Origin of the sequence: Nocardia fusca NBRC 14340, from assembly GCF_001618425.1 — a bacterium.
GTDB lineage: Bacteria > Actinomycetota > Actinomycetes > Mycobacteriales > Mycobacteriaceae > Nocardia > Nocardia fusca.
The window spans coordinates 76,518-101,112 of record NZ_BDCU01000023.1 but is presented as its reverse complement, the minus strand read 5'-3'; the positions used below and the strand labels follow the sequence as shown (position 1 = coordinate 101,112).

At 66.9% G+C, this 24,595-nt stretch carries 13 protein-coding genes; 1 reads left to right on the top strand and 12 read right to left on the bottom strand.

Translation table 11 applies throughout. The features are described 5' to 3' along the window. Positions 1-115 precede the first annotated feature (115 nt). The 5 genes from NF4_RS14515 to rplN all read right to left on the bottom strand — a co-directional run bounded on the left by NF4_RS14515 (position 116) and on the right by rplN (position 3,174). Entirely contained in the window at positions 116-1,246 is a 1,131-nt protein-coding gene (locus NF4_RS14515) for an alpha/beta hydrolase (protein ID WP_198165337.1), read from the bottom strand. A gap of 486 nt (positions 1,247-1,732) precedes the next feature. Continuing rightward, on the bottom strand, positions 1,733-1,918 hold the full coding sequence (locus tag NF4_RS14510; RefSeq protein WP_014349101.1) for a type Z 30S ribosomal protein S14: 186 nt from the start codon (positions 1,916-1,918) through the stop codon (positions 1,733-1,735). Positions 1,919-1,921: 3 nt separating this feature from the next. Beyond that, a complete protein-coding gene (rplE, locus tag NF4_RS14505; RefSeq protein WP_030522662.1) occupies positions 1,922-2,485 on the bottom strand; it encodes a 50S ribosomal protein L5 in 564 nt (187 codons plus the stop codon). A gap of 1 nt (position 2,486) precedes the next feature. Continuing rightward, positions 2,487-2,804, bottom strand: a complete 318-nt coding sequence (gene rplX / locus NF4_RS14500) for a 50S ribosomal protein L24 (protein ID WP_030522663.1) — start codon at positions 2,802-2,804, stop codon at positions 2,487-2,489. A gap of 1 nt (position 2,805) precedes the next feature. Further along, complete coding sequence (rplN, locus tag NF4_RS14495; RefSeq protein ID WP_014349098.1) at positions 2,806-3,174, bottom strand: 50S ribosomal protein L14; 369 nt, start codon at positions 3,172-3,174, stop codon at positions 2,806-2,808. 481 nt (positions 3,175-3,655) lie between these two features. Here rplN and NF4_RS14490 point away from each other — a divergent pair, with 481 nt between their 5' ends. Continuing rightward, positions 3,656-5,671: a M13 family metallopeptidase gene (locus NF4_RS14490; RefSeq protein ID WP_063127871.1), complete on the top strand. Its 2,016-nt coding sequence runs from the start codon at positions 3,656-3,658 to the stop codon at positions 5,669-5,671. A 55-nt stretch (positions 5,672-5,726) separates the two neighbouring features. Here NF4_RS14490 and NF4_RS14485 read toward each other — a convergent pair whose 3' ends face one another. From NF4_RS14485 to NF4_RS14455, 7 genes are all read right to left on the bottom strand, one after another. Beyond that, positions 5,727-6,668: a methionyl-tRNA formyltransferase gene (locus tag NF4_RS14485; protein ID WP_063127870.1), complete on the bottom strand. Its 942-nt coding sequence runs from the start codon at positions 6,666-6,668 to the stop codon at positions 5,727-5,729. Positions 6,669-6,729: 61 nt separating this feature from the next. Continuing rightward, positions 6,730-8,034 carry a SidA/IucD/PvdA family monooxygenase gene (locus NF4_RS14480; protein ID WP_063814595.1) on the bottom strand — a complete coding sequence of 435 codons (1,305 nt, stop codon included), beginning with the start codon at positions 8,032-8,034 and terminating at the stop codon, positions 6,730-6,732. Between the two features lie 435 nt (positions 8,035-8,469). Next, complete coding sequence (locus tag NF4_RS14475) at positions 8,470-9,540, bottom strand: acyl-CoA synthetase family protein (protein WP_063127869.1); 1,071 nt, start codon at positions 9,538-9,540, stop codon at positions 8,470-8,472. A gap of 399 nt (positions 9,541-9,939) precedes the next feature. After that, positions 9,940-13,416 carry a non-ribosomal peptide synthetase gene (locus NF4_RS14470; RefSeq protein WP_063127868.1) on the bottom strand — a complete coding sequence of 1,159 codons (3,477 nt, stop codon included), beginning with the start codon at positions 13,414-13,416 and terminating at the stop codon, positions 9,940-9,942. Next, a complete protein-coding gene (gene glyA / locus NF4_RS14465) occupies positions 13,413-14,780 on the bottom strand; it encodes a serine hydroxymethyltransferase (protein ID WP_063814585.1) in 1,368 nt (455 codons plus the stop codon). Before glyA ends, NF4_RS14470 begins: the two co-directional genes overlap by 4 nt. Positions 14,781-14,898: 118 nt before the next feature. Next, positions 14,899-20,004: a non-ribosomal peptide synthetase gene (locus NF4_RS14460; protein WP_063127867.1), complete on the bottom strand. Its 5,106-nt coding sequence runs from the start codon at positions 20,002-20,004 to the stop codon at positions 14,899-14,901. 42 nt (positions 20,005-20,046) lie between these two features. Beyond that, positions 20,047-24,588 carry a non-ribosomal peptide synthetase gene (locus tag NF4_RS14455; RefSeq protein ID WP_063127866.1) on the bottom strand — a complete coding sequence of 1,514 codons (4,542 nt, stop codon included), beginning with the start codon at positions 24,586-24,588 and terminating at the stop codon, positions 20,047-20,049. Positions 24,589-24,595 lie beyond the last annotated feature (7 nt).

The window sequence follows — 24,595 nt, the reverse complement described above, 5'->3', positions numbered from 1 at the left end:
CCGGAAGCATACGCAGCGTTCGCAGGAGATGGCGGTACAACTGCTCCCGCGCCGCCGCCTGGGTCCGATCGGAATTCATACCACCGTCCATCGTGTATCTCCTGCCGCAATATCATCAGGCAACCAGGTCGCCGTATCCGGTGATAATAAGGCCGATATTTCCCGAAGCCGGATTTCCGGAGTGCAGATAGGCTTCCACCGAGTGGTCCAACGGGTTCCATTGTCCGGCAAAACGCGGAGTGGAGGCAAATACCGTCGCGTCGAAATCACGATCAGTAGGTAATCTGCCGTGTGTGTCCGGCATCAATTGAACGAAGTCGGTCGGAGAAATTGTGGAGAATACACGCTCGCCGGTTCGTTCCGGCGAGACCCCGGTGAGACTCAACTCACCGACGTGGTCCGCGCCCATTCCCCAGCTGCCCATGGACACGACGACGTCCGTGTTCAGCGTCTCTCCGTAGCCGGCGGAGTGGCCGGCAAGGACGCTCCCGTAGGAATGACCGATCGTGGTGATGTGCGCGGACGGCCCCTCATGCGTTGCCCGCAAACCCTCGTGATAGTCCCGCACTCGGGCAGCACCGTCCTGGGCGAACTGGGGAAACATCGCCTGCAGCATGGACTGGGGCTGGTTGTAGACGCCCCAGTAGCTCACCGCCGTTCTGGAATTGGGCGCGGTGCGTAGCGCCAACTGATGGAACTGTTCCACAGTCGAACTCGCGTAATCGAGCACGTGTTGAGGTCGTTGAGCAGGTTGCAGCAGTACGGCGGTGTTGCGGGAGAAATCCGGATTACCCCGCGAGAACGCCAGCCCTCCATCGTTGTCGATGTAGGTGAGGTAGAGCCCGGGCTCATCGAGCATTCTCTTTATCTTGGCGTAAGCCGCGGCCCGCGTGTGATCGTTCGCTCCTCGGGCTCGCTCGAGGAGACCATCCAGGGCGCGGCGGGTGTAAATATCTCGATCCGCCGTCGGGATCCCCTCCCGGTTTCCGAGGAACGGATCCAAATGGAAAAGTTCGGCTCTGTCGGATGAAGAGAGATCTTCCCAGACCTCCCGGAGCTGCCGTGGATCGCCGGGCAATCCGATATCCGGACGCGGCGGCCCGGAGGCGGCGACGGGTGTTTCTTGCCGCAAGAGTTCTCGGAGCACTCGGTCGTTGTCCGGGTCGGCCAAAATGAATTCATGGTTGCCGCGCACCACCGCATCACGTGTCCTGCGATACAGTGCTTCGGAAATACCTTCGCCCATTTCCTGGACTATCCGGTCCAAACGCCGGGCCAACAGTCTGGCCTGTAGGACTCCGGGGCTCAGATCCGCCAGAAGCCAATCCACACCCGGCCCGGAGCGGTCCATGTCATCACCTCGGCAATCGCCTGATCAACCCGGGCCGATCAACCGAGCTGCACCACGACACGGCCCACTGGGACAGGCAGCGCCGTTACGGCAGTCGAAAAGCACGGCAGCCATCCAGCAAGTGTGCCAGACGGCATCGGATCCGGGAACAATCGGCGGCCGAACACGCCGAGGAGCTGTAGTGCACGCCGGGCAGCTCGCCGCGGTGCGCCTTCGGTGTCACCGGAACGGCAGCAGAGAAGTCCCTATTATTGACGCCGTATCGGTCTATGGCGCGGATCACACACCGCCGGGAGGAAGCGCAAAAGGGACCCGAGCCGCGGCTCGGGTCCCTTTCAGGTTGTGTCGATCCGGACCGGACAGTCTCCGGCCCGGGTCAGCTCACCAGGAGCTCTTGTGCACGCCCGGCAGTTCGCCGCGGTGCGCCATTTCGCGCAAGCACACGCGGCACAGGCCGAACTTGCGGTACACCGCGTGCGGCCGGCCGCAGCGCTGGCAGCGAGTGTAGGCGCGGACAGCGAACTTCGGCTTGCGGTTGGCCTTGTTGACCAGTGCTTTCTTGGCCATGTCTCAGTTCTCCTTGAACGGGAAGCCGAGGTGCTTCAGCAGGGCACGGCCTTCTTCGTTGTTGGTCGCGGTGGTGACAACGGTGATGTCCATACCGCGCGGACGGTCGATCTTGTCCACATCGATCTCGTGGAACATCGACTGCTCGCTCAGGCCGAACGTGTAGTTGCCGTTGCCGTCGAACTGCTTGGGCGACAGGCCGCGGAAGTCGCGGATACGGGGCAGGGCGATCGAGACCAGGCGGTCCAGGAACTCCCACATCCGGTCGCCGCGCAGGGTGACCTTGGCGCCGATCGGCATACCCTCACGCAGTTTGAACTGCGCGATGGACTTGGTGGCCTTGCGGATCTGCGGCTTCTGGCCGGTGATCAGGGCCAGGTCATCGACCGCACCGTTGATCAGCTTGGCGTCCCGGGCGGCGTCGCCGACACCCATGTTCACCACGACCTTGACCACGCCCGGGATCTGCATGACGTTGGCATAGTTGAACTCGTTGTTCAGCGCGTCCTTGATCTCGGCACGGTAGCGCTGCTTCAGCCGGGGCTGCACTTTCTCGGTGGTGGTCATATCAGATGTCCTTCCCGTTCTTACGGGAGATCCGAACCCGCTTGCCGGTTTCTTCGTCGGTGCGGTAGCCGATCCGGGTCGGGTTACCGTCCGAGTCGACGACCATCACGTTGGACACGTGGATGGGCGCTTCCTGGGTCACGATGCCGCCGGACGAGGCGCCACGCAGGTTCGCGGAGTTCGCGACGTGCTTCTTGATCCGGTTCACGCCCTCGACCAGGATCCGGTTGTCCTTCGGGAAGGCCTGGATGACCTTGCCCTTGGCGCCCTTGTCCTTGCCCGAGACCACGAGCACGGTATCGCCCTTGTGCACCTTCATGTCAGAGCACCTCCGGGGCCAGCGAAACGATCTTCATGAACTTCTTGTCGCGCAGCTCGCGCCCGACCGGGCCGAAGATACGGGTGCCACGCGGGTCGTTGTCCGCCTTGATGAGCACGGCGGCGTTCTCGTCGAAACGGATGTAGGAACCATCCGGACGGCGCCGTTCCTTGGTGGTGCGCACCACGACGGCCTTCACGACGTCACCCCGTTTGACGTTGCCGCCGGGGATGGCGTCTTTCACAGTGGCGACGATGACATCGCCGATACCGGCATAGCGGCGCGACGAACCACCGAGAACGCGGATGCAGAGTATCTCCTTGGCACCCGTGTTGTCGGCGACGCGCAGCCGCGACTCCTGCTGAATCACTTCAGCCTCCTCGACCTGGACGAAAAGCACGCCGGATTGCCGACCCGACGGGCATGGTCTGTCACCACTCGAACGCGCGCCTACCAGCGGTTCTGTACGATCTCGACGATCAACCACCGGGGGTTCGCGGCCGAATCGCGGGCACCGGGCCCGCAGGCAACCGGTCAAGGATACCGAATCCCCAGCTCGGAGCGAAATCGGGGTTGTGTTCATTTGCCCGCCGTCGGCGGGGCGGGTCGGGGCCTGTGACCCCGGTTCTTCACTCCGCCGCTCAGTCGCTGCGCTCCCTCGCTCTGTGTCGCTCCGGAACCGGGGGCGGCCCCGGCTGCTGATGCCCGTAGCCCCGAGGCCGGGACGGTCCGTGTCTCCCGGCGCGACGGCCGGATGGTGCGCCGGTAGCCTCATGGGGCCGGTTCGCCAAGGAGAGGTGCGGGTCCCGCATCGGGGAGAGGTTTCGTTGAAATCATCGGATCGTCGGTTCGTGCTCGATCGCCGTGGGTTCCTCGTCGCACTGGGCCTGGCCCCCGCGGCCGCGTGGCTGGCCTCGTGTTCGGAGGCCGCACCCCTCAAGCTGGTGACCGTCGACATGAGCGGTTCGGACCCGGCGATCCGGCCCCAGGACGATCTCTACCGGCACGTCAACGGTAAATGGCTGCGCGAGTACCAGCTGCCGCCGGACAAGACCTCCTACGGGGCGTTCAGCGAGGCCGGGGAACGCACCCAGCAGCAGTTGCGGGAGATCATCGAGAGCATCAGCGACCCGGAGGACGGTACCGAGGCGCAGCAGATCCGCGACCTCTACGACGCGCGGATGGATCTGGACGAGATCGAGCGACTGGGTCTGACGCCCCTGGAGTCGATGTTCGCCGAGATCGAGGATGCGAAGGACAAACCGGCCCTGGCCGAGGTGATGGGCAGGCTGCCGATCGGCGGGCTGATCGGTATCGGAGTGGGTACAGACCAGAAGAATTCCTCGGCCTATATCCCCGCCATCGGCCAGTCCGGGCTGGGCCTGGACGAGCAGTACTATCGCGACCCGCAGTTCGCCGAGGAACTGGCCGGTTACCGGACGTATCTGGAACGCCTGGCCAAGGGCGCGGATATGCCCGACCCCGCCGGGGTGGCCGCGCGACTGCTGGATCTGGAGAAGCGGATCGCCGCCGCTCACTGGGACAATGTGCGCAACCGCGACGCGGAGGCCACTTACAACGTCTTCGAGTGGGACAAAGCCACGGCTCTGGCCCCGGAGTACGACTGGGATCCGTGGCTTCGCGGGATCACCGACCGGCCCAAGGATCTGTTCGCGAAGGTGGTGGTGAACCAGCCTTCGTTCGTCACCGAAGCGGGCAAGATCTGGGCGGCGACCGATATCGGGATCTGGCGCGAGTACCTGAAGCTGGCGGTGCTCAAGACCTACGCGAACGTGCTGCCCAAGGAGATCTCCGACGCCAATTTCGATTTCAACGGGCGGCTGATGTCCGGGCTGAAGCAGCGGCCCGAGCTCTGGAAGTCGGCCGTGGGCTCGGTGGACAGCAACCTGAGCGAACAGCTGGGCAAGCTGTACGTGGACAAGCATTTCCCGCCCGAGGCCAAGCAACGGGTCCAGGCGATGGTCGACGATCTGATGGCGGCCTACCGGGAGAATTTCACCAACAGCACCTGGATGTCCCCGGAAACCCGGAAGGCCTCGATCGAGAAATTGGACAAGATCGGCACCAAGCTCGGCTACCCGGACAAGTGGGTGGATTACTCCGGACTGAAAGTCACTCGCGGCAAGATCATCGAATCACTGCGCGCCATCAACGATTTCGAGGTCAAGCGGTCCTTCGACCGGCTGGGAAAGCCGGTGGACAAGTCCGAGTGGAGCGCCTCACCGCAGACGGTGAACGCCTACTATTCCGCCACCAACAACGAGATCGTGTTCCCTGCCGCCTTCCTGCAGCCGCCGTTCTTCGACAAGGACGCCGAGATCGCGGTGAACTACGGCGGGGTCGGCGCGGTGATCGGACACGAGATCGGGCACGGTTTCGACGATCAGGGTTCGAAGTTCGACGGGGACGGCAACCAGCGCGACTGGTGGACCCCCGCCGACCGGGACGCCTTCGACGCGAAGTCCCAGCAGCTCATCGAGCAGTACAACGCACTCGTCCCGGAGGGGTTGCCCCCGGAACAGCATGTGAACGGCGCGCTCACCGTCGGCGAGAACCTGGCCGATCTGCGCGGGCTGCAGATCGCGCTGGCCGCCTACCGGATCGCCGAGCAGCGTCAGGGCGTCACGAATCCCGACTACCACACCATGTTCAATTCCTATGCGCGGATCTGGCGCTCCAAATCGACCCCCGAGGTGACCGAACGCCTGCTGGCCGGCGATACCCACGCCCCCGACGAGTTCCGGGTCAACCAGGTCGTCCGAAATATCGCCGAGTTCTATCGGACATTCGGGGTCGTGGAATCGGACAAGCTCTTCCTGCCCGAGGATCAGCGCATCGAGCTGTGACCGCCGGGGAGCCGTGCGCAGGTCGTGCGGTGAACAGCCCGGGCGCGCGGCGGCGTCATTCCGCCGCGTCGGTCAGGTACCCGCCACGCCGGAAGAATTCGGCGCCACTGTGTTCGACGCCGTCGGCGGTACGGACCCGGGTGATGAGCAGTCCGTGGTTGTCACCGCGATGGGCCTCCGGCCCGCTCACCACCACACCACCGCCCTCCTGCACGATGACCCGTCCCGGAGTGCCGCCGTAGCGGGCCGCGGACACGCTCGACTCCAGCACCTCGATCCGTTCGCCGCGGTAGTAGCTGAACGCGCGCGGGTACGGCGACGACAGGGCCCGGACGAAACGCTCCAGATCCGTGGCGCGCCAATTCCAGTCGATGCGACTGTCCCGATCGGAACGCTTGTGGAAATAGGTGCGTGCGGCCTTGTCCTGCGGCCGCCACTGCACGGTCCCGGAAGAGAGTGCCTCCAGGGCTTCGTTGAGCGCGGCCGGGATGAGTTCCATACCGGCCAGGACCAATTCGGTGCCGGTGGCCTGCGGCCCGATGGGCAGCGAATGCTGCACGAGGATATCGCCGGTGTCGAGTTGGTCGTCCATCCGATGCACCGTCAGACCGAACTCGGAGGCACCGCTGATCAGCGCCCACAGCACCGGGGAGAACCCGGTGAACTTCGGCAGCAGCGAATCGTGCAGATTGAGCGTGCCGTAGGTGGGCATTTCGTACAGTTCCGGCGGCATCCAGGTGTACCAGCTGTTCACCACGATGACGTCCGGTTCGGTGCGTTTGACCAGATCGATCGTCTCGGCATCGGCGCGTTCGGTCAGGTGGACCGGGATCCCGTGCTCCCGGGCGAGCTCCTCCACCGAATCCGACCAGATCCCCTTATAGGAATCCTCGCTGGCAGGGTGGGTTACCGCGAACACCACCTCGTGCTCGGAATCGATCAGTGCTTGTAGAGTTTTTCGTCCCCAGGTCTGGAACCCGAACGACACGATACGCATCAGCTAACCTCATCTTTAGGCGATACGGACAGAAGTAAGGCAAGCATCTGAGCCGAACGTCTCAGTGGCTCGCGACTCGCTCCGGCAACGCGGAAACAGCCACCGATGCACCGGAGACCACGGGCGCCGCCGGGGCGCTTGCCAGAATCCGGTCCGAGAGTTCGCCCAAGCAGCTGAGATTCGGAAAACCAGGGCCTTGGGCGAGACCCGCCATATTGGGCAGGTACAGCTTTGCGGGCAATCGGTCGACCGCCAGATCGTCACCGATCGATCCCTCGATCCTGGCCTGCGTCAACGGGCCACCGACAGCGAGCTCGAACAGATCTACCGCCTCCTCGTCGAACAGATCGAGGAACCACAGCGGCTGTCCGCCGGTCGCATCCACCACCAGATCGAAGGTATGCGTGCGGTCAGGCCGCGCTTCGTTTCGCAGGGTCAGCGCGACCCCGTCGCCCTCCTCGGCCACCCGCACCACTCGCCCCTGCAGGTGGTGAACCCGGTTGTCCGCGAGCAGGGTTTCCTGCACTCGGACCGAGAAGACACCCCGGTCGGTCCGTCGCACCACATCCCGACGTTCGGCGATGCTCAGCGCACGCCATTTGACAGGGTCACTGAAAAGCGAATTCTCGAAATAACTTTCGCCCCGGGTGTAGATGGTGGCCGCGGGTGAGATCACCGAAACGGTCAGCACGTCGTGGCGCACGAGTTCGTCCATGGCCGAGCCCGCGGTCTCACCACCGCCGATCACCGCCGCCCGAGAGGACACCGGCAGCTGCCGTCGTCCGGCCAGATCCCAGAAATCGGCGATGCTGAGGAGCTTCGGATGGTCGTCCAGTGATCGTTTGCTGCTGCCCGGACCGGTGATCATCAACCGATCCGCGCCGATCTCGACCGTCGCACCCTCGGCACCGGCAATGGTGACCTGCCAGCAGGCACCTGCGGCACGGATGGATCGAACCCGGCCGTGGATCATCTCCACCCCCGATCTGCGCGCGACCCATTGGAGGTATTTCGCCCAGAGGGCGTGTTCCGGGCTCGGCCTGCCGCGGTCCACCCATTCGGCGTAGGTACCGCGATCGACCAGGAAGGCCGTCCAGCCGAAGGTCATCATGGCCTGGTCGACGGCGGGACCGTGACCGCGAGCCCAGGTCGAGCGATACGGGAATCCGATATCCTTTTCCGGGCTCGTCCCGAGCCGGTGCCTGCCGTCGGTCCAGCCCCCGGTCGGCAGCCAATTCCCGCCCACCGCATTCGGTTCCACCACGGTGACCCGCGGCGCGGGCAGCCCCAGCTCGCGCAGTACGTACGCTTTGGCTGCTACAGCCATGGCCTTGGGGCCCGCGCCGACCACCAGAAGTCTGTCCACTGGTTCTCCCAACATTCCCGGCAGCTCGTCGGCATCGCCCTGGATCGGTGCGAGGGCATCCACCCGCACCGGCCACCCGATCCCCTCAGTTTCGCATAGGCTTACCTTACAACACCGAGGGCCGCCGGATCCTGCGCTCGATTACGGAATGCGGCTGCCGACGAGCCTCGAAACCGTTTACGACCAGTGTCAACGTGGCTCGGCAACATCCGGCGAATTCGACCGGATTCGGCGCCCCGTACCGGTTCGCCGCCACCCGCGCAGTACCGGTCCGGCGCTGTCGACCGCGGCCCACCCGATCGACCGTTATCGGTTCACGACCGGACGGAGGGCACTTCGATGCGACTCGGCCTGTCCCCTGTGCCGCAACAACTTCGGTCGATCAGGCGGCGGACCGAACTCCGCCCTCGGGCAATGTTTCAGCCTGCGCGGGACTCACGATTCGATGATGAGTCGACCCTCGGATGTCCACCAGCCCCGATGACCTGTCCGGAAGAGGCGGGCCCGGGGATCGTACGGATCGTCCACGAAGCTGTCGCGATCACGCCCCAGCGCGAACTCGGCGCCCAACGCCCGTCCGCCCACGTGGACATCACCGACGACGCCGGGCGCCACCAGCAGCCCCTCGTCGAGCAGCAGCACCTTCGCCCCGGGAACCGGCCGAGTCCACGCGGTCGGCGCCAGCGGACCGCGCGACACCGCGCCCAGGTACGCCGGGGCATGGAATGCGACGGTCGCCACGGCGTCCGGCGACAAACAGCGCACCGCTTCCGGAAGCATCGATCCACCGCTCGTACCGACCAGGTCCCAACGAGCCACTGTCGGCAGCCGATCCACGCCGTCCTCGACGAAACGAATCGGCAGTCCGGCCTCGGCCACCATCTGCGTCACCCCGTAGGTGTCGATGAGACCGGCCAGCGCGGTCGGATCCCGGCGCTGCGCCTCGGTGGGCACTACCACCGAGGCACCGGAGGACCATGCCGCCAGCAGGTCCACGGTGTTCTGCGGATCCCCCCAGGGCAGGGCCAGCAGTCGCACATCGGCGGGCCGCATCGCCGGATCCACGCGCCGCGGCCGCCGGTCCGCGGCGATATTGCGGCGGTCGGCGACGGCGACTGCGAGGGCGTCGGCGCTCAGCAGCAGACCACGATCACCGAATCGACCGAGCCCCACGCGGGACGCGGTGACGAATTCGGCCAGCAGTGCGGCGACCGCGGCCGGGGTGGGCAGGGCCGACGAACTCCGCGCCCCTGCGCCATTGCCGCGTCCGCCGGACAGATCGCCGCCGCCGAACAGATCGCCGTAGGTGAGCACTTCGCCGGCGCAGCGAGCCGCTACCCGGGTGCCGGGCACCATATGGCCGTGTCTGATCACGGTGACCAGTGCGGAGACGTCATAGGGCTCGACACCGGTAGCCCATTCCTCGAGCATCCGCACCCGTTCACCGGTCGTCAGGCTCGGCACGACGAACGAGTCGCTACCCCTGACATCGTCGACGATGGTCATCAGTCACCTCCTGGCCCCGCAGCGCGCCCGGTTTCGCCCACCGCTGCTCTCGCTCGATCGTCGGCATGGTCACCGCCGAACCTGCACACACGTGAGATCAGGGTTACCTTATATCCAGAGAACCGAATTCTCCATATGGTAGCCATACATTCTCACAATAAATTCGTTTAGGCTAAGCTAACACGTCGAGTCGCCGGGAGGTCAATGCCCCGGCATTCGGGCGCCGGGGCACAGTTCATCGGCAGCACCGGGACCCGCCCGTACGAGTATCGAACCGGCGACGGCCGAAGTAACGCGGCCGGACGAAAACGAAAAGGGATCGGTGGTGCACCGATCCCTTTCGTTGCGCGCCGTGCCCGGTCCCCCATGGAGGGACGCGCAGTCATCGCCCCGAGGCGATCAGTCCGCGGCCGGCGCCAACTCGTCGTCGGCCAGGGCCATGACCTGAAGGTAGATCTCGCCCGCGGCGATCAGGCGATCCGGCTCGGCCGCACGGTCCCGCATACAGCGCACGATCGCGCGAACAGTGCGGCCGCCGAACACGTCCGCTGCCTGGACCTCGACCAGGGGGATGCGATCGCGGAGCTCACGAACCAGCTGAGTGGCGACGACCGAAGTGCCGCCCACGGCGAAGAAGTCGTCGTGTGGACCGATCTGCCGGCGTTCGAGCAGTTCGGCGACCAGCATGCACACGGCCGCCTCGAAGGCGTCTTCCGGTTCGACCTCCACCGAAGGCGTGGCCGCGGCCGCGCGCTCGAAGGTGTTGCGCAGTGTGGCGCGGTCGAGCTTGCCGTTGTTGGTGAGCGGAAGCGCCGACAACACCTCGATGGACGACGGAATCATGTGCTCGGGCAACACCTCGCGCAAGGCGGTGCGAACTTCCGCCTCGTCCACGGCCGTGACGGTATCGGCCGCGGTCACCGCGGCGCAGAGCCGAACCGGGTCACCGGCCACCCCTACCGCCGCATGGTGCACCATCGGCAGGGCCCGCAACGCGGTCTCGACCTCGCCGAGTTCGATGCGGTGCCCGTTGACCTTGACCTGGTTGTCTCGCCGGCCGATGAACCGCAGAACACCGTCCGGTGAATAGAACGCGAGGTCCCCTGTACGGAACCAGCGCAGCCCCTCATGGGTGACGAAACGGGCTCGAGTGCGCTCGGGGTCGCCCCGGTATCCACGGGCAACGCCGACTCCGCCGATCCATAGTTCGCCGGGAACCCAGTCCGCACACTCGAATCCGGCCGAATCCACCACCCGGCACCGGATATTGCGCATCGGAATTCCGTACGCCAGCGGTCCCTCGGACGCCGTGGGATCGGGGATCTCGTTGACGATCGAGTGCACGACATTCTCGGTCGTACCGCCGAGCGAAGCGAAGCGAACGCCGGGGATGTGCCCGGCAGCGCGGCGGGGAAGTTCCGCCGGAACCCAGTCACCACCGACCAGCACGACCCGCACAGTCCGCAGCGCCTCCGGCTCGGATGCGCGCAGCAGCATATCGATCTGAGCCGGCACCCAGTTCAGGACGGTCGCGCCGTGCGCGCGGATCAGTGCGGCCCAGTGCTCGGCGTCCCGGCGGTACCGGTCGTCGACCAGCACGACGGAACCGCCGATGCGCAGCATGCCGTAGATATCGAAGATGGACAGATCGAACTCCAGCGATGCCAGATGCATCGAACGATCCGTTTCCCCGATGCCGAACCGTTCGGCCATATCGGAGATGGCGTTCACGGCGGGCCCGTGTTCGACCTCGACGCCCTTGGGTATGCCGGTGGAACCGGATGTGAACAGCACGTAGGCCAGGTCGCTACCGGTGGTGGCGATGGGCTCGGCCAGGGGACGACCCGCCAGCGCCCGGGAGACCGCCAGAGTCGGCGAATCCTTCGACCCGGCGCGTTCGTCGGTCGTGATGGTCACGGCGATATCCGCCACCTGCTCGATCGCGGACACCCGTGCTGCGGGCTGATCCACGCTGATGGGAACGTAGGCGCACCCGGCGGCGAGTGCGCCCAGCGCCACCGCGACCTGATCGAAGTTCTTGGGCAGGGTTATCGCGACCAGATCGCCCTTCTCGACGCCGAACTCGCGGAGACTTCCGGCGACTCGCAACGCGGCTGCGGCGAGTTCCCCGTAGGTGGCGCTGCACAGATCGTCCGGCGACGATCCCGACCAGCGGAGAGCGATTTCGTCCGGAGCCGAGCGGGCACGGGTGAAGAAGGGATCGTGCAACGACTGCGTATCGATCGGCGCCGCGGTGTCGTTGACTGTCGCCCGGACCGCGGCCTGCGCGGCGGGAAGCTCGCGTTCGAAACCGGTGCTCGTCCAGTCCGCAACATCGATGAGGGTATCGATGCAGCGCCGGTACCTGTCGAACATCGCGTCGACCATGCCCTCGGGGAACGCCTCCGCGCGCACGTCCCAGTTCAACAGCAGACCGCCGTCGAGTTCGGTGACCTGTGCGTCGAGTAGCACCTGCGGTCCCTGCGAGATCAGCCATACCGGCTTGCCGAAATGGTCGCGCACGACGGGTGAGAACAGTTCGCCGAGGCCGATGGCACTGGTGTACACGATCGGCGCGAGCACCGTGCTCCCCTGGTGATGCCCCAGGTCGCGCAATACCTCGAGACCTGAGTACTGGGCGTGCGAGCACACTTCGTGCAGACGCTGCTGCACGGCGGCAACCCGATCGTGCACGCTGTCGGTCGCGGCTTCCGCTACGTCGAGCAGAACCGTCGATGTGAAATCCCCGACCAGCGCGGGCACATCCGGATGCACGATCTGCCGGTTGAACAGCGGAACATTGATCAGGGTCGCGTCGTCGGCCGACCATTCCAGTACGGCTTGCGCGAAGGCCGTCGCCATGGCGGCCGCCGGGGTCACCCCGCTGCGCCGCGCCGCGGCTTCCAGGGCTGCCTTGCGGTCGGCATCGATCCAATGGTCGTAGCGGCGGGCCAGCACCGGACCGCGCTCGGCGTCGGGGACCACCGGGAGCGAACAGGTCGACGGCAACCGCTCCAGCCGGCGCTGCCACCAGTCCCGATCCCGCTCCCAACGGTCCCGGTGCTGTCCGGTGATCGTGGCCAGGTACTCCCGGAACGAGAAACCGATGGGCCGCTCCGGCCCGGCGCCGACGTAGAACGACGCCAGATCGTCGACCAGGATCCGGTAGCTGGCCGCGTCGGCGGCGATCATGTCCAAATCGATGTGCAGCCTGCTCGTTGCCGAGCCCGGCAGGTGCGTGACCGCGATATCGATGACTCGACCGCCTTGTACATCGAGGCTCTGCGACGACATCCGCTCGCGGATCTCGTCGAGCGCCACGGCGGCGGCTTCGGCATCGGTATCACTCAGGTCGACGACTGTCAGTTCCTTCGCGGGCACGTCGAACTCGAGAATGCGCTGAGTACCGTCGTCGCCGATGGCGACTCGCAGCATTTCGTGCCGGTCCAGGAGCCTGCCGATCGCCGACCGGAGCCGATCGGTATCGATTCGTGGCGCGTCGAATTCCACGTAGAGATGGCTGGCCACCCCGCTGAGATCCAGGTGATGGCCACGGCCGAGCCACAGGGCGTGCTGCACCGGCGCCAACGGAAACCATGGCGAATCGGCTGCGAGATCCGGGGCGTCGCCCTGCGTCGTGGGCGCTCCGGAGTTCACCAACCGGTCCCACGCCGCAAGATTCGGTTCGGCAGCGAGCTCCGCGAAATTCACGTCGACCCCGGCGGCACGCAACTTACCCGCGACTCGCATCATGCTGATCGAATCGACTCCCAGGGCGATCAGGTCGTCGTCGGGCTGCACCCGATCGCCGTCCAGGCCGAGGACCGAGGTGATCAGGTCCCGGAGCTCGCCGGTGGTCAACATGGAGGTGGTCATAGAGCACTCGCTTCTTTGTCGAACGACTCGCTGTCCGGTGCCACCAGCGGGAAGACCTCGAGTCCGTTGAGTAGGGGATGCGTCGCGCACAGTGCGCGTACCCGGTCCGCGACCTCGATGAGCACCGGCGACTCCTGTCGCAACTCACCATTCGCGTCGAACTGCCGGAGCACGATGTCGATCAGCTCCGCGCATTCACGCATATCCGCCGCGTCCATTCCGCGGGCCGACAGGATATTGGTGCCCAGCCGCAGCCCGCTCGAGGTTCGCGCCGGTCGGTGATCCCCGGGAATCCTGTTGCGATTGACGAGAATCCCCACCGCTTCGAGGGCGCGCTCGGCCGCGAGCCCGGTGATCGGCGCGGGCCGCAGGTCTACCACCACCATGTGAGTGTCGGTCCCCGCGGTGAGCACCCGGTATCCGTACTCGGACAGGGCGTGCGCGAGGGCTCGGGCATTGTGCACGATCGAGGCGGCCAGATCGCGGAACTCCGGCTGCGACAGATAGTTGAACGCGGCGGCTTTGGCCGCGATCGACGCCGGGTCGGGTGTGCCCTGGACTCCGGGAAACACCGCGCGGTCGATCAGCGACCGCAAGGGGGTGCGCTCGTCCGGACCGGCGGTATCGGCGTCCCTGCCCAGCAGGATGATTCCGCCGCGCGGCCCGCACAACTGCTTGTACGTACTCGTTGTCGTGATGTGCGCGTGATCGATGGGGCTCGGGTGCAGACCCGCGGCCACGAGACCGGCGATATGAGAGATATCGGCCACGAGATAGGCACCGACGGAGTCGGCGATCTCGCGGAACCGGCCGAAATCGATCGTTCGCGGATACGCGCTCGATCCGGCGATGATCACCGCCGGGCGATGTTGCGCGGTAGCGGCTCTCACCGCTTCGAAATCGATCCGGCCGGCGCCGTCCAAACCGTAGTGCACCACGTCGTAGCTGTGGCCGGTGATCGACACCGGCGCACCGTGGGTCAGGTGACCACCTTCGTCGAGCCCGAGGCTCAGCATCCGGCCGCCATCGGGCATCAGAGCGTGCAGTACGGCCAGATTCGCGGCCGAACCGGACAACGGCTGAACATTGGCGTGTCGCGCCCCGAACACCGTTCGGGCCCGGTGCCGTGCCAGCTCCTCGACCTCGTCGAAAACAGCGGTTCCGGAGTGATAGCGCCGGCCCGGGTACCCTTCGGCCGTCACATTCGACAGCGCCGAAGCCGCGGCGCTGAGCACCGACGGCCCGGCGATACTCGCCGACGCGATCATCGCCAAGGTGTCTTCCTGGTAGCACGTCTGGCGATCGAGCAGGCGGGCCAGGGCCGGATCGTCGCGGATCAGCCTTTCGGCACCGACTTCCAGCATTCTCGTATGCGAAGGAGCCGCCGTGTCGCGATGCCCGTCTCGAACGAGGGCACTGTCACCAGCAAACATTCCACAGCCTTCTACTAGGTAGTGCAAACGTAGGTTAGCCTAACCATACTCAGACTGAGTCTTCAACTACGTCAGTGGCCGCGGAGCCGGCCCGCTCGCGACCATCGGCCATCCAGGACTCCCGCAACATCGCCAGCGCACTGTCGGACAGACCGGAAGCCGACATGGGCGCATGCCGGTGCTGCTCCGCGGCGGGCTCGACCCTGGGCGCCGGCCCGGCCGCGTCGACCGCGGCGGCCAGCTCGGCGATGGTGAGATGCTCGAAGATCATCTGCGGGCTCAGCGCCAAGCCGAGTTCCCCGGCTCGCGTCGACCACTGAATGGCCATGACGCTGTCACCGCCGAGAGCGAAGAAACCGTCGGTGCGGCCCACATCGGTGATCTCCAGCAACTCTTCCAGCAGCTCGACCAGCGCTCGTTCCGTATCGGTGGACGGCGGGCCGTCCACCAGGTCGACCGAACCCACGACATCGTGCGCGTAGCGCACCACGGTCCGCGCGGGATCCCAATCCGGCGGCGCCACGTCGAGCGCGGAGACGGACTGATCGGGATGGTCGGCGAACGCGGTCAGGATCGCGGCCAGGACATCGGCGAACATCTCGCTCGCCGGCGGATCGTAGAGCGCGGAATTGGTGATCACCCGCACCGTCAGCTCACCGGTAGCCGCCACCAGGAACTCGAAATGCAGATCCAGGAACGCGATGTCGTAGTGTGGCGCCTCCACGGTGGCCACGACCGCGCTGTCGCCGAACGACGACGTCTCGGTCTGCTGCCCGAACTGCAGCATCACCTGGAAGAGCGGGTTACGGCCCAGCACTCGCGGCGGGTCGAGTGTTTCCACGACCCGCTCGAACGGCACGTCCTGGTGCGCGAGTACCCCCAGGGCGGACCGGCGGACCCGGTCGAGGACCGTCCGCACGGTCGGGTCACCGGACAGATCCACACGCAGCACCGACATATCGGCGAACAAGCCCACCAGATCGCTGGTGCCGACGCCGGGCCGGTTCGCGACCGCCGCGCCGATCGCGACATCGTCGCCACCACCGAGCGCACGTACCAGCGTCGCGGCCGCCGCCTGGCAGACCATGAACTCCGTCGCTCCCGACGACCCGGCCAGCGCACCCAATGCTCGCCAGGTGGTCGCGGACAGTGTCCGGGAGGCGCTGGTTCCGGCGAAACCGAGCCGAGCCGGCCGCTGGTGGTCGTGCGCGATCGCGATCTCGACCGGCAGCCCCTCCAGCGCGGTCCGCCAGTAGTCGAGTTGCCGCTCGCCGTAGTCGCCGTCGCCGAGCTGGTCACGGCCGGGAACACGATCGAAGGTCTCGCGCTGCCATACCGCGAAATCGGCGAACTCCAGAGCCAGTTCCGGCCAGCCGGGCGTCGCGCCCCGCAACCGGGCCCGGTAAGCAAGAGCCAGGTCGTCGATGAACACCCGGCACGATTCACGGTCGGTCACCAGATGGTGAATGAGTACCGAGAGCACATGGGTCTGGTCGTCGAGCACGAAAAGCCGGAGGCGATAGAGCGGCCCGGTAGCGAGATCGAAGACATGGGCGGACTCCGCGTCCAGCGCCGCGGCCAGCCGCTCCTCCCGCGACCCTTCATCCGCGGCGGTCAGCACGGTGCGGGGCAGTTCCACCGGTCCGAGGGGGCGGATCTGCTGGTAGGCGGCACCGGATTCCTCCTGGATCACCGTCCGCAGCGCCGAATGCCTGCCGAGCACATCGGCAACGGCGGCGCGCAGCGCTTCCAGATCCAGCGCGCCCTCGAAACGCACCGCGAAACGGAAGTTCTCCCAGGCGTAGAACCCCTCCAGCTTGCGCCGCAACCACAGAGCGCGCTGCGCGTACGACAGTGGAAGACGTTCCGGGCGGTCACGCTTGGTGGGCTGCGCGGCCGCCGGTACCGTGCCGAGCTCGCCCGGCGCCACTTCGTCGAGATCGCCACCGAACTGCTCGGCATACCGGGCCACCAGATGGGCAGCCAATCCGGCCACGGTCGGATTCTCGAAGGCCGCGCGCACATCGACCTGGATTCCGAACGCCGCCCGGACCATGGCGACCAGCCGCGCCGCGAGCAGCGAATGGCCGCCGAGTTCGAAGAAGGAGTCGTCGGCGCCGATCCGCTCGACATCGAACAGCTCGCTGTAGAGGCCGGCGACCCGGATCTCCGTGGGCGACTGCGGCTCCCGATAGCTACGTGCCATGGTGACCACCGGTGCGGGAAGCGCCCGGCGGTCGAGTTTGCCGTGCGCGGACAACGGAATGTCGTCGATGACGGCGAATGCCGCGGGCACCATGTGCTCGGGCAACATCTTCGCGACGAAAGCGCGCACTTGCCCTACGTCCGGTTCGGCGCCCTCCTGAGGCACCAGGTAGGCGGCCAGCACGGGACCGAGCGACTCGTGTTCGGTGACGATCGCGACACAACGCTCGACCGCGGGGTGGTCGGCGACGGCCGCCTCCACCTCGCCGAGCTCAATGCGGAAACCACGGACCTTCACCTGTTCGTCGGCCCGGCCGATGAATTCGATCTCACCGGCCGGTGTGCGACGGGCCAGATCGCCGGTGCGATACAGCCGCTCGCCCGGCCGGAAGGGATCGGCGACGAACCGCTCGGCGGTGCCGGCGGGACGATCGAGGTACCCGCGGGCCAGCTGCAACCCACCGATGTAGATCTCTCCCACCACACCCGAAGGCACCAGCCGCAGGGCGTCGTCGAGCAGATAGATGTACACGTTCCGGTTCGGATAACCGATCGGCACGATCCGTGGCCCCTGCGGCCCCTCGACCGGCATCGACGTGGAGCACACCACCGCCTCGGTCGGCCCGTAATGGTTGCGCAGCTCGGCGTCGAACTGGGTGGCGAAGCGGTCGGCCACCTCGCCCGGCAGCGCCTCACCGCCGACCGGGACGTGCCGCAGTGCGCGCCAGTCGTTGGCCTCGGGCAGACGCAGGAAGGTGGCCAGGATCGATGGCACCATGTGCAGGATGGAGATGTCGTGCCGGGCGACCAGTTCGGCGACGTACCGGATGTCCCGGAAGGCGCCCGGTTTCGGGATCACCACGCACGCGCCACCGATCAGCGGGAGGAACGTATCGGCCAGCGAGGCGTCGAAGCTCACCGAGGTCGTCTGCAGTACCCGGTCGGGCGCTCGGGTGTCGGCTCCGGTGCCGACGCGCCATTCCTCGGCGAAGTTCACCATATGGTCGGAGATGGCATCGTGCGGCACCGGCACGCCCTTGGGCTTGCCCGTGGATCCGGACGTGTAGATGACATACGCGATATTGGCCGGTCGCAGGGGCGAACGGCGCTGTACGTCGGTCGGATTCGTGGTGGGCAGCCCGGCCGCCGCTTCCTCGGCGGCAACCACAGCCTCCGCGTCGATGATCAGCCGCGGGCGAGCGTCGGTCAGCAGATAGTCGATGCGATCGGCAGGGTAGGCCGGATCGACGGGCAGATACGCCGCACCGGATTTGAGAACCGCCAGCGCGGCCACCATGAACTCGACCGAGGTCGCGATCCGCAACGCCACCAACTGTTCCGGGCCGAGACCCTGCCCGATCAGCCAGTACGCCACACGGTTCGCACGCTCATGCAATGCCTGGTAGGTGAGTTCTTCCTCCTCCGCGATCACCGCAACCCGGTCGGGGGTGGCCGCGGCCTGCCGCTCCAGCAACTCGACCAGGGTCGTGGCGGCGGTCGCCACGATCGGTCCGTGCGAAGACGCCAGAATATCGGCACGACCGGCGGGACCGATCATATCCAGCTCGCGCAGGGATCGGCGAGGATCGCGCACCGCTTCGCCGACGAGCCCGAGGTAATGGTCCAGCAGCTGGGTTGCCAGCTCCCGGTCGAGTCGTTCGACCTGGTAGGTGAGTTCCAGCCGCGGGCGCCCTTCGTCCAGAACGACCATCAGGCCCAGCGGTTCCTGCGCCACCTGACTGTTCAGGTCCAGTTCCCGCACACTCACGCCGGGCAATTCGAAATCGTTCGCGCTGCCCCGGGTGCTGAAACTCAGTTGTACGAGCTCAGCCAGACCGTCGCCGCCGGTCGACCGCCCCGGCGAAACCACGCGCACCACCTGCTCGACCCCGAGGCCCTGGTGGGTGAATGCGTCCGTACACGTTTCGCGGGTGGCCGTCACGAGGTCGGCGAAGGATTGCGTCTGCTCCGGTCTGGCGCGAATGAGCACGGTGTTGCCGAAGTAGCCGATCAGCTCCTGCGCCCGCGCGCCGCACCGGTCCGTCACCGGCACCGCGATCAGGAAATCGGCTGCCGCGGTATACCGCGAGACGACTGCCTGGAATGCCGCGAGCAGCACCATGAAGGGGGTGGCGCCGAGTTCCCGGCCGAGCGCGGCCACCTCGTCGATGAGCTCGGTGCCCACCGGTCGCACCACCTTGTCCGCCTGGTGTGAGGCGTCGCGGTCGGCCGACGCCTGCCCCGGGAGCTCGACCCGCTCCGGCAGCGGCTTCAGCTGCTCGCGCCAATAGGCTTCGTCGGCAGCGTCACCGTCGCGCTCACCGACGGCCACATCCAGGTACTGAGCGCGCAGAGCGGGAAGCTCCTCCTGCCGGTACGCCGCGTTGAGCTCGGTGAAGAACACCGGCCACGAGTCGTTGTCCCAGGCGATATGGTGCGCTACCAGTACCAGGACATATTCCTCGCGGCCGGTGCGCGCCAGGTTGACCCGCAGCGGCCGGTCGTTCTCGAGATCGAACGGCCGGCCGAATTCGCGGCGGGCGAGTAGCTCCACCCCTCGCTCCCGGCCCTCCGCGGAACGCTCGGTGAGATCGTGTTCGTGCCAGCTCACACCCGAATCGGGATGCGGAACCTGCACGGGTGTCCCGTCCTCCGCGGTGCGGTAGGTGCTGCGCAGTACCTCGTGCCGGGCCACGACCGTGTCGAAGGCAGCACGCAGTCGCGGTACGTCGAGCGAGCCCTCCAGCCGGTAGGCGATACAGACGTTGAGCGTGGTGTCCGCGGGATACCTGCTCTGCAGAAACCACATGCGCTGCTGGGGCGAGGAGAGCGGGCCGGGCTCGTTCGGCGGTCGCACGGGTGCGGGCTCGGTCTCCGGCTCGACCAGCTGCTGTTCCCGCAACCGCTGCAGTAGCAGTTGTTTTCTGCGCTGAAGAGAGTCGTCCGACATCGTTTAAGTCCTTCGAAGAGGGTGGATCTGTGGCAAGTGAGGTCAGCTGGTTCGCGCGGCGGCGGGGACGAGTGCGCGCTCCAACGCGCGCGCGGCCGCGAACCAGAGTTCGACCAGCCGGTCGATCTCCGACTCGGTGAACACGGCTGCGCTCCAGCGCAGGAAGGTGACCAACTGCGGGCCGGCGTCGGTGGTCCGTACCGCGCTGATGACATCCAGCGCATAGCGCAGCGGGAAGTCCGGCTCCGGAACCAGGGGCAGCCGCCCGCTCAGGTCCGTATCGGGCATCAGTGACCAGGGCCCACCGGCACCGGCCAGGTCGAAACGGCCCAGGTATTCGAACAGGATCTGTGGCTCGGGGGCAGCCACCAGCGCCGACTCGGCCCGGAGATAGCGCAGCAGACCGTAATCCACGCCCGAGTTCGGCACCGCGGCCAGGTAGTCGGTGACGTGGGCCAGCAGTCCTCGTCCGCGGGCCGGATCTTCCGCTATCGCGGCGATCTCGACTGCCTCGTCACCAACGCCCAGACGCACCGGCACGACACTGGTGAACCAGCCGACTGTTCGGGCGGTGTCGACTTCGGCGCCCAGCACTTCGTCCTCTCGACCGTGACCTTCCATATCGATGAAGGCTCCCGTGGCCGGATCCTCACCACGCTCGGCCCGCCAGCTCGCCAAGGTCGAGGTCAAGGTGGCCAGCAGGAACTCGCGCACACCCGCCGACATGCCGACGGTCCCCTCGAGGATCACCCCGGTCGCGGCCTCGGTGAAAGGCACCGGGCGCACCCGGCAGGAACCCCAGGTATCGATCCGTGGGTCCGGCCGTCGCGCCCCCAGCGCCGGATCCGGTGCGGTCACCTGCTCCATCCAATAGTCCCGCTGCGCCGAGACCGCGTCGCCGTGCGCGCGTTCCTGCAGGAGCCGCGCCCATTTCCGATATGGGGTCGTCTCCACCGGTGGTGTCACCGCACGGTCGACGGTGTACTGCGCCCAGCAGGCGGCCAGATCCGCCGCGAGGACATGCCAGGAGACCACATCGACCGCCAGGTGATGAATGCTCAGCAGCAGTACATCCGGCGCGTCGGCGCGGACGAACCACACCGCGCGGACCATATCGCCTGTCGTGGGATCGATCCGGTCGATGGCGGTGCGCGCGCATTCGGCCAGTACCGGACCGATATCCGCGCCCACCTCGACCCGGGTCAGGATGTCGGTCGCGCGCACGCTGCCCGGTTCGCGGGTCCGGAAATCGTAGTCCCGACCCTGTGCGGTGAACTGGGACCGCAGCATATCGTGTCCGTCGAGCACCGCCTGTAGTACCGCGGTCAACCCTTGCTCGTCTATATCGTCCGGCAGTTGCAGCAGATTGTTCTGTGTCAGCCGCCGGTATCCCCCGAATTCGTGCATCCAGGACACGACCGGTACCGGCCCGACGGGGCCTGGCGGTTCGGGGAGCATGTCGCCGCTGTCGGCGACACGGTCGGCGTCGGTGTCGATCCGGGCCGCCAGCTCCCGGATGGTCGAGGAGTCGAGCACTGTCTTGGGGCTGATCGGAAGACCTTCCCGGCGTAGCGCATTCACCAGGGAGATCGCCACGATGCTGTCCAGCCCGAGCTGAACCAGATCGTCGTCCACGCCGGGCTGCGCGATACCGGAGAGCTGCGCCATGATCTCGCAGACGCGGCGTTCGGTCGGGGTGCTCGGCGGGCTCGTATCCGCCGCGCGGTCGAGTCCCGTCCGGGCGGTGGCCGCCAGACTCGTGGTGTCGAGCTTGCCGTTGACCGTCGTGGGCAGCCGGTCCAGCACGAACACCCGCTGCGGCAGCATATAACTGGGCAGTCGCTCGGCCAGCGCGGCCCGCAAGCGCGCCGGGGACAGGCCCTCGCCCACCGCGAAACCGATGAGGCTCGCGCCGCCGGGACGAGCGAGGGCGATCACCGCGGCCGCCCGCACCCCGGGCAATCCCGACAGTGCGGCCTCGATATCCCCGATTTCGATGCGGAAACCGCGGATCTTCACCTGATCGTCCGCCCGGCCCAGGTAGCTCAGTGCCCCCGAAGCCAGGTAGCGCACGAGGTCACCGGTTCGGTACATGCGTGCACCCGCGCGGAACGGGTCGGAGACGAAACGTTCGGCAGTGCGTCCCGGCTCGTCCGCATAGCCGCGGGCGACCTGGGCTCCCGACAGGTACAGCTCACCGACGACCCCGGCCGGAACCTGACGCAGCCGGGAGTCGAGCACATAGGCGGTCGTGCCGGTGACGGGGTGGCCGATGACAGGGACGGATTCGGCGTCGGTCACCGCCGCCACCACTGCCTCGACCGTGGTCTCGGTCGGCCCGTAACAGTTGTGCACAGCCGTAGTGGCCAAGGCGCACAGCTGTTTCCACAACGCGGGGCCGATCGCCTCGCCACCGAGCGCCAGCACCGTCAGATCCGATCGGCCGCGGTCGACGAGCCCCGCTGCGGCCAGCTGGGCGAACATCGACGGGGTGGTATCGATCATGTCCAGGCCGTGCCGGGAGATCCCCTCGACCAGGCGGTGCGCGTCGCGCATCTCGTCGGCGTCGAATACATGGATGGAATGTCCGTCCAACAGGCCGATCAGCGGCTGCCACGACGCATCGAACCCGAACGACCACGCGTGCGCGATCCGCAGCGGTCGTCCCAGCCGTTGCACCGCCGGCCGATACACCCGCGCGCGGTGATCGCCGAAGTAACTCGCCAGCGCCCCGTGAGTGCCCATGACGCCCTTGGGTTCACCGGTGGAACCCGACGTGAAGATCACATACGTGCGGCTGTCGGGGGCCACCACCACCGGCTCGGCAACCGGCCCGCCCCAGCGCACGTCGCTCAGCGCCAACCGCGCGGGCAGACCGGCGACATCGTCGAGACCGGACACCTGAGGGATATCGGTCACGACCAGCCGGGGACGGGCCCGCCGAACGATGGATTCGATCCGCGCGGCCGGCAGCGTGGTGTCCAACGGCACATAGGCGGCACCGGTCCACAGCACCGCCAGCACGGCCACGATCGTGTCCACCGAACGTGGCACCGCCAAGGCCACCACGTCTTCCGGGCCCACACCGTGCGAGGCCAGGACCGCGGCGAGCCGTCCCACCGACGCCGACAGCTCCCGGTAGGTGCGGCGTTCGTGCTCGGTGGTGACGGCCACGGCGTCGGGTGTGGCCGCCGCTTGCCGGGCGAACAGCTCGGCCACGGTCGTGCCGCGCACATCGGCGGCCGGGAGTCCGGGGGCCCCGGGGTACTCACCCGGCAACAGCACGTCGACGGTATCGGGCGTCCAGGTATCGGATTCCGGCAACTGTCGCAGCACCCGGAGCAGCCGTGACCCCACGTCGGGGCCGGACAGCGCCCCGAGCGCGGATTGCACCGCTTCGATGCCCACCACCAGTTCTCCATCGTGCAGGAAGGAGGTGACCGCGAGCGGGTAGTGGGTCAGGCTCTGCGATACGACCGGCCGGAATTGCACGCCGTCGGCCGCGGTCGTCGTGCGCAATACGTCGTTCATCGGGGCGTTCTCGAACACCGAGAGGGTGTCGAACAGAGTTCCGGCGCCGAGGGTGCGCTGGATGGACGACAGGCTCGTGTAGCCGGCGTCGCGCATGGCGGCGAGTTCACGCTGCCACCGCAGGAGACCGTCGACCCCACTCGTCTCGTCGAGCCGGATCCGGACGGGAACCGTGTTGATGAACAACCCGATCATGGTTTCCACACCGGGCAGCTCATCCGGACGGCCGGACACGGTTGTGCCGAACACGATGTCACGCCGGTCGGTGAGACGACCCAGGACCAGCGCCCACGCATACTGCACGACGGTGTTCATGGTCAGTCCGTGTGTGCGGGCCCAGGCGACCAGACGTTCGGTACCGGCCCGGCCGAGCGACTGCAGATGTTCGGTGGGCACGACCGTGTTGACCGCGGAATCACCGGGCTCGGCCACCAGAAGCGGTTCGACGCGATCGAGGTAACGCACCCACTGCCGTAGATCGGCCGCGCTGTCGCGGGCGGCCAGCCAGCCGATGTAATCCCGGTACGGGCGCGGCGCGGGCAGCGCGGACGCGTCTGCGCCGGCATCGTAGAGAGCGAACAACTCGTGGAAGAAAACGCCGAGCGACCAACCGTCCAGCACGATGTGATGCGCTGTCAGGATCAGCCTGCACGTCTCGTCGGGCAGCCTGGCCAGCAATACCCGGAGGAGCGGGCCGCGGTCGAGTTCGAAGGGAGCCCGGGCCTGGGCGCCGAACACCTCGTCGAGCTCGTCGGCGGTGATCTCCCGCATACTCCAGGGCAGTTCGGCGGCAGTGGGCACGATCTGCACCGGTTTGGGCAGATCGCGATCCCAGAACGCGACCCGCAAGTTCGCATGCCTGGTCAGTATCGCTCGCGCGCTCCGGCGCAGCCGCTCGGAATCGAGCGGTCCGGTGATCTCGAGGACGAATTGCATCGAGTACAGATCGCCGTCGCCGGCCAGTCGCGCCAGGGTGAAGAAACCCTCCTGCAAGGGACTGAGCGCCAGCACATCCTCGATCTCGGGCGGGGAAGCCTGCGAATGGTGGGACATGGGTGAT

Coding starts and splice junctions, on each gene's coding strand:
- NF4_RS14515 (WP_198165337.1), bottom strand. CDS start 1,246: ATGGGCGAAGGTATTTCCGAAGCACTGTATCGCAGGACACGTGATGCG.
- NF4_RS14510 (WP_014349101.1), bottom strand. CDS start 1,918: ATGGCCAAGAAAGCACTGGTCAACAAGGCCAACCGCAAGCCGAAGTTC.
- rplE (WP_030522662.1), bottom strand. CDS start 2,485: ATGACCACCACCGAGAAAGTGCAGCCCCGGCTGAAGCAGCGCTACCGT.
- rplX (WP_030522663.1), bottom strand. CDS start 2,804: ATGAAGGTGCACAAGGGCGATACCGTGCTCGTGGTCTCGGGCAAGGAC.
- NF4_RS14485 (WP_063127870.1), bottom strand. CDS start 6,668: ATGCGTATCGTGTCGTTCGGGTTCCAGACCTGGGGACGAAAAACTCTA.
- NF4_RS14475 (WP_063127869.1), bottom strand. CDS start 9,540: ATGACCATCGTCGACGATGTCAGGGGTAGCGACTCGTTCGTCGTGCCG.
- NF4_RS14470 (WP_063127868.1), bottom strand. CDS start 13,416: ATGACCACCTCCATGTTGACCACCGGCGAGCTCCGGGACCTGATCACC.
- glyA (WP_063814585.1), bottom strand. CDS start 14,780: ATGCTGGAAGTCGGTGCCGAAAGGCTGATCCGCGACGATCCGGCCCTG.
- NF4_RS14460 (WP_063127867.1), bottom strand. CDS start 20,004: ATGTCGGACGACTCTCTTCAGCGCAGAAAACAACTGCTACTGCAGCGG.
- NF4_RS14455 (WP_063127866.1), bottom strand. CDS start 24,588: ATGTCCCACCATTCGCAGGCTTCCCCGCCCGAGATCGAGGATGTGCTG.